The organism is Corynebacterium sp. HMSC08C04 (genome assembly GCF_001807495.1).
In the GTDB taxonomy this organism is placed as follows: Bacteria; Actinomycetota; Actinomycetes; order Mycobacteriales; family Mycobacteriaceae; genus Corynebacterium; species Corynebacterium simulans.
Map to the genome: position 1 here is coordinate 46,939 of NZ_KV789216.1, position 6,138 is coordinate 53,076.

General features: G+C 60.1%; 6 protein-coding genes and 1 tRNA gene. 4 read left to right on the top strand and 3 right to left on the bottom strand.

The features are described from left to right. Positions 1 to 2: 2 nt before the first annotated feature. Entirely contained in the window at positions 3 to 662 is a 660-nt protein-coding gene (locus tag HMPREF3169_RS07725) for a hypothetical protein (protein WP_070432338.1), read from the top strand. Here HMPREF3169_RS07725 and HMPREF3169_RS07730 read toward each other — a convergent pair. Together HMPREF3169_RS07730 and HMPREF3169_RS07735 are read right to left on the bottom strand one after the other, a co-directional pair. Further along, entirely contained in the window at positions 610 to 1,887 is a 1,278-nt protein-coding gene (locus tag HMPREF3169_RS07730) for a DUF418 domain-containing protein (RefSeq protein WP_246815614.1), read from the bottom strand. The two genes, HMPREF3169_RS07725 and HMPREF3169_RS07730, sit on opposite strands and share 53 nt — an antisense overlap. Positions 1,888 to 1,938: 51 nt before the next feature. Beyond that, positions 1,939 to 3,471 carry an adenylate/guanylate cyclase domain-containing protein gene (locus HMPREF3169_RS07735; protein WP_049147246.1) on the bottom strand — a complete coding sequence of 511 codons (1,533 nt, stop codon included), beginning with the start codon at positions 3,469 to 3,471 and terminating at the stop codon, positions 1,939 to 1,941. On the opposite strand from HMPREF3169_RS07735, the gene HMPREF3169_RS07740 reads away from it, so the two are divergent. From HMPREF3169_RS07740 to HMPREF3169_RS07750, 3 genes are all read left to right on the top strand, one after another. Further along, a complete protein-coding gene (locus tag HMPREF3169_RS07740) occupies positions 3,470 to 4,717 on the top strand; it encodes a DNA polymerase III subunit delta' (RefSeq protein ID WP_080986266.1) in 1,248 nt (415 codons plus the stop codon). The two genes, HMPREF3169_RS07735 and HMPREF3169_RS07740, sit on opposite strands and share 2 nt — an antisense overlap. 102 nt (positions 4,718 to 4,819) lie before the next feature. After that, positions 4,820 to 4,895, top strand: a tRNA-Thr gene (locus HMPREF3169_RS07745). A gap of 189 nt (positions 4,896 to 5,084) precedes the next feature. Then, positions 5,085 to 5,603 carry a ClbS/DfsB family four-helix bundle protein gene (locus HMPREF3169_RS07750; protein WP_011273047.1) on the top strand — a complete coding sequence of 173 codons (519 nt, stop codon included), beginning with the start codon at positions 5,085 to 5,087 and terminating at the stop codon, positions 5,601 to 5,603. Here HMPREF3169_RS07750 and HMPREF3169_RS12750 read toward each other — a convergent pair. Continuing rightward, the coding region (locus tag HMPREF3169_RS12750) for a DNA recombinase (protein ID WP_083286099.1) at positions 5,572 to 6,138 on the bottom strand (567 nt) is incomplete at its 5' end. The two genes, HMPREF3169_RS07750 and HMPREF3169_RS12750, sit on opposite strands and share 32 nt — an antisense overlap.

Here is a 6,138-nt window from a genome sequence, read left to right on the forward strand (position 1 = left end):
CGATGGACTTCCTGCAACGCACTGAACAGGGCGCCGCCGCGCTGTGGCGGGCGGTTTATCCCGCAATTACCGATCCCGCCGGCCACCCCGCGCGCCTAGGGCTTTTAGCCGCCGGGGAGGCCAGCGCTTGGGCGCGCATCTTCGGGTTTGAGCCTCGGCTTCTCGACGCCGCGGTAATAGCTACTCTATGCACCCAAACGGCGAACCCGGTGCTGCGCGGTGGTCTTGCCGCGGGGTCGGTGGGCCAGTACTGCAAGCGCGGCGAACCGAATGCTCTAGGCATTGCCGCCATTGCCTTGCATCACGGGGCTTATCTGTATCTTTTGCGTGCGCAGCGCAACGACAAGCTGGGCTGGGGCCTGCGCATCGGCGCGTGGGCTGGCGGTCTTGCCGTATCTAAGGGCCGCTACCGCGCGGCCACCGCAGTGGCTGGTGCGGCTGTTGCCGCCACTTCGGCGCTCGCAGGGGATCCAGCCTTGCGCGCAGACGCCACGAAGGGCGCGAGCCACGGCGCCAACCTCATCCTCTTTTCAGAGGGGCTTACCCTTGCACGCACCCTGCCCGTCAACCCGCTGCGCGATAGCCGCCTGCTGGGCGCCGCCGAGGCCGCTAGCCGCGTGCTTGGACATTTCCTTCTGGTTGATGCACTGGAGCGCCACTGACGGGTGATTCAATGCCGCTAGGCGGCTGCCTTTTTAGTTCTGGCCGCATCGTCTTGCCATAAGAAATTCGGCGATGCAGCCACTCGAACGGGCCCGGCTTGCCAAAGTATTCGAGAAGGCAGGCCAGCAGCAGAGTGAGCAGCCAGTTGCCCACCGCCAACAAGGCCAAGCCGGAGGCATAGAACTGGGAGCCGATGTTCAAGGTGAACGGGAAAATCACCGCGAAGAAGATGATCGACTGCATGATGTAGCCGCTCATCGAGCGCTTACCCAGCGCACTAAATGGCCACAGCCACCAGGGCAGTGTTTGCACCTTCTCTAGCACCAGCGCGAGCATCGCCAGGATGCCCGGGCCGGTAATCACGCCGACGAAGGTGTTGAGCTGAAAGAAGGCCCCCTCGGCTTCCGCGGGGAGCACGCCGATAGTAGCAAGACCCCACGGCAGGCCCACGCCCAAGATGATCACTGCTGTAATGCCCGCCCAGATGCGCAGCTCGGCGCGGTGAGACGCGACGTCGGCAAGCGTGCCCTGGCGCGCCCACGTAAAGCCCACCAACATGATGGGTCCGTACATGAGCATGAACGGCCCGGCGCTAACAGCCTGCCCCAACAGCATCAATAATCCATCCAGCACCAACTTTCCATAGGATTGGGGAAGCTCGGAAAAGTTGACGTAATTCATGCCTAATTCCGGAACCAAAAGCGTAAGCACAAACGCACCGATTCCAAGGACCGTAATGATGGTCAGCAGGGTATAAGCGATCTTCTTGAGAGTTTTATCGTGCAGGGAAATAAACATGCTGATGACCAAAGCACAGCAGCCGTAGAAAAACATGATGTCGCCATAGAAGATAAACACCAGGTGGATAATGCCGAAAAGGGCCAGGAAGCCGTAGCGCTTGATGATGACCATGCGCGCTTGGCCGAGCGGGAAGCCGCGGCGCCAAAGGCTCAGGGTGATAAGCCCAATACCGAAGCCCAGGAGCGTGGAGAACATCGGCAAGCCGCGGTTATGCGCGAACATCGCGGTAAAGAGCACGGTTGCTTTATCCCACGCGTTGCCGGAATCGATGCCGCCGAAGTACTGGCCGTCTGGATGGGAGGTGGTAATCCACCCAGTGCAGACGTTGGCTAGGGCGATGCCGAGAAGAGCCATACCACGAGCTACGTCGGGCACGATCATGCGAGGTCGAGACTGAGACACTGCGGAAGTCATGGGGCGCATGTTACAGATTTTATGAAATAAATTCTCGGTTACTGCGCCGCTATTGCTCCGCTATTGTTCCGCGCGTTCAGCAAGCGTGGAGCGGATAGGGCGTGCCAGGCGTGTCATGCGGCGTCGTCCGCGCAGCTCAATGGACTTCATCATGGTCCAGCGGGCTTGCTCTGCCTCGTTGGCACCGCGCAGCGTGGCGGAGTTGGTCAGGACCTGGCCCGGAGTGTCCTTGGCCAGCTCGGTCAGGCGGGCCGCCTCGTTTACTGCATCACCAATGACGGTGTACTCAAAGCGGTCCGCGCCGCCGATGTGGCCGGCCACCACGTGACCCGCCGCGACGCCGATGCCTGCCTGCAGCTCCAAGCCACGTAGCTCCTGACGCAGCTCGCGCGCCGCCTGCAGCGCCATGGAGTTAGCGTCGTAGACGTTAAGCGGAGCGCCGAATACGGCCAGCGCGGCATCGCCCTGGAACTTGTTGATGATGCCCTTGTTGCGGTGCACCACTTCGACTACGTGCTCGAAGAACTTGTTGAGCTCTTCGACGACCTCCTCTGGGGTGTGGTTGACCGCGAAGGTGGTGGAGCCGATGACGTCGATGAAAAGAACGGCTACCTTGCGGTCCTCGCCGCCCAACTCGGGGCGTTCCTCCAGTGCGCGCTGGGCGACCTCGATGCCGACGTAGCGGCCGAAGATATCGCGCACGCGTTGACGCTCGCGCAGGCCGCGCATCATTTCATTAAAGCCTGCCTGCAACACGCCCAACTCGGAACCGTCATAAATATCGACCTGCACATCATTTTCGCCGCGGCGCACGCGGTTGATTGCATCCTGTAGCTCGACGATGGGGTCAACGACGCTCATCATCGCGAAGACGGTGCCAGTAAAACCCGTTCCCAGGGCGGTCAGCGCTAGGGCGATGACCGCGGGCATGATGTCGTTGGCGTTATCCGTGAACATGCCGGTGCGCTGGCCCACGAGCACCAGTGCGATTCCGACGAGCGGAATGCCGGAGGTCATTACCCAGGTATAGATGAGGCGGTACTTAATCGGCGGCTCCAGAGTGGAGTCCTCGAAGCGGCGGGCCACTGCCTGCGCCGCCACGGGGCGCACGAGGCGTTCTGCCTGCAAGTAGGTAAGCAACACCACCAACAGGCCGGCCAAGGTCGTGGAAACTCCCACGACTAGGCCCAGACTGCCGGAGGATTGGGTGGCGATGATGATGGCCAAGACGATGCCAATGATCCACACCAGGCCGGCCACTGCGGCTTGGTAGATGGGGATGCGCAGCACCAGGTTGCGCACCATGTTTGGATCGTGGGCTTCGGGATTGCGCTGCCAGTCCAGCACCGGCCGGAAGAGTAACAGGGTTACCGAAATGCCGATGAGCACGGCGAAGGAAACATAGAGGACGCCGATTAACGCTAAGTGCGGGACGTCGGAAGTAAAGTCCTTGATCTCCGGCATCGGCAGGAAGAAGACCACGAAGGTCATGATCGCCACGGCGCCTAAGATGTTGGATCCCAGAACGAGCGTGGCGTACATAGGCCATTGGGTGCCCATGAGCCAGCGGGCGCCACGCAGTAGTCTGTTCATGATTTATTACTTTAGTTATCCCAGTAGGCTAGGGCGAGTGAATACCGGAAGCGTTGCGCAACGATTGGCAGATACCCCAGCAGTGGCCCAGACCATCTTGGCCGCAGCTCGGGCCGCCCGAGGTGAGGGGGATCTGCGGGCGATGAGTCATTCTTGGCTGCTTACGGGTCCTCCCGGGGCGGGCCGCTCTTTGGCGGCGCTGTGCTTTGCGGCGGCGTTGATGTGCACGAGCAAAGACGAAAACGGGGACCCCGGTTGCGGGCAGTGCGCGGCCTGCCGGGCGGTATTGGAACAACAAAAACACACCGACCTAGTTTTCGTCGATCCTAAGGAACAATTCATCACTGTCGGCGAGGCCCGCGATGTCATCGGCCGTGCGGCGAGCCTGCCCAGCGTGGCGCCGTGGCGCGTGGTTATCTTCAACAAAGCCGACCGCCTGCGCAACGAGGCCGCCAACGCTTTGCTGAAAACAGTGGAGGAGCCGCCGGAGCGCACCGTCATCGTCATGGTGGCTCCTTCCGAGGACCCACAAGATTTCTCCCAGACCCTGCGCTCGCGGTGCCGCCACCTATATATTCCTTCGCCCAGCGTGGAAGGCGTGGTCAAACAGCTCGTCGCCGAGGGCGCCAGCGAACACGATGCTCGCCTGGCCGCCGTCACGAGCCTGCAGCACGTGGGCCGTGCCCGCCACCTGGTACAGGATGCGGCCGCACAAAAGCGTCGCGCCATGGCCATCAACCTGGCCGAAGACGTCTTCCACGGCTCCCAGGCCTTCCAATCCGTTACCGCTCTGCTGAAGTTCATTGAGAAGGACGCCAAGGATTCTCACGCTGAATCCGAAGAAGCGGAGCGCTCCAAAATTGAGCAGTCCTTCGGCATCGGCGCCAAGGGTAAGGGAGCAAGCAAGGCGCAGCGCGACGCCCGCAGTGCCCTGAAAGAACTGGAGGAGCTCCATAAGAAGCGCGCTAAACGCCGCATCGCCGACGGCCTCGATATTGTCCTTGTGGATCTTGCCGGTATCTACCGCGATGCGCTCATGCTCAAAGTTGGCGCTGAGGTGGACATGACCCACCCGGACTTCGCCGGCCTGGCGGGCGAACTTGCCCAACGCGTGAGCGAGGATGGGCTGCTTGCCGCTCAGTCCGCCATCCGTACCTGCCGCGAGCAGCTGCCGCAGAACGTCACCCCGCAGGTGGCTTTCGACGGCATGGTGGGCCGCCTGCGCCTGGCCTGTGGCGCGCGCTAACCAGCACGTGTGCTGCGTGCACACTACAGGTGATAGCCCGATTTCTTTATCAGCCCAGGCCTAGGCTAAACTCTCAGGCGGTGCATATACACACTGCATCGTGCCGCCTTAGCTCAGTCGGTAGAGCATCTCACTCGTAATGAGAAGGTCGCGAGTTCGATTCTCGCAGGCGGCTCCACTTAGACGTCGGATTTGATAAGTACCCTTTTGCGTTAGCGAGTATCGCTTAGGGGGTGTGAAAAATCGCTTGCGTTAGCGGGTTTGGGTTTTGCGTTAGCGGGTATCTTGTTTGCCCTAGTAAAATGCGTATTCAGGGTTTAACGCGCTAACGAAGCGTTAAACCTAAGGCCGTTTCACGAGGAGGTGTGTGGTGAGATCGTATGCGTCCGGCGATGAACTAGCCGCAGAGATTACTAAGCGTGGCGAACTTTTTATCGGCGAGTTCGTAGGCGTTCCTGGCGATGGTTGGGACCGGCTGGTTGACGGTGTTGACCGCACGCCCCGGCAGATGATCGCCTACCAGCTTGGCTGGATGGAATTACTGCTCGGCTGGGAACGTGACGAACAAGCCGGTCTTGACGTGGTGACTCCGGCACCTGGTTTTAAGTGGAATCAACTGGGCGGATTGTATGAATCGTTCTACCAACGCTGGGAGCAGGTATCTACTGAGGATTTGATCGACAGGTTCAAGATCCTGCTTGGTGAGATAGTCAAAATGGTGGGCGGTCTAACCGAATCAGAATTGTTTAGTTCGGGTCAGCGTGCGTGGGCTTCTTCCACCCCGTCGGCGTGGCCGGTGTGGAAATGGGTGCATATCAACACCGTCGCGCCATTTACGACGTTTCGCACCAAAATCAGGAAGTGGAAGAAACTGGCAGCCTGCTAGCAATAGGCACGGTGATTTCAGTGCCGATTCTGAAGACGAACTGGATCTCGTTGGCTCCGATAACGGCATGGTCGATAAGCGCTGTCCACTGGGATGGTTGAAAATGCTGGATGGGCTTGTCGGCCAACTGGGTGTAGGCGGTTTTGATCGCAGTGGCCTTGGCACTCTTGGCAGCAATCTCGGCCTCGATGGCTTGTTTGCGGCCCAGGGTTTTCTGGTATCGCGCTTCTAGCTGGGTGTAGCGGGCGAGGTATTGGTCCTGGTCTTGCGCTACCCGCTGATTTTCTGCAACCAATGATTCAATCTCGCTGGCAAGAGCGCGGATTTTCTCGTCTAGGCGCTTGGACTCCGCTTCGAGCTGGTCTGTATTAAACATGGCGTCGATGACCTGTGGTAGGTGGCTTTGTCCGCGATATTGTTCAGCCAGCTGGTTTAGCGCGGCGAGGAACGCGGTCTGGATTTGCTCATCACGCAAGGTAGCGGTCTGGCAGGGACGGGGATGGGACCTGACCCCTGTTTGGTAGACACCTGATAT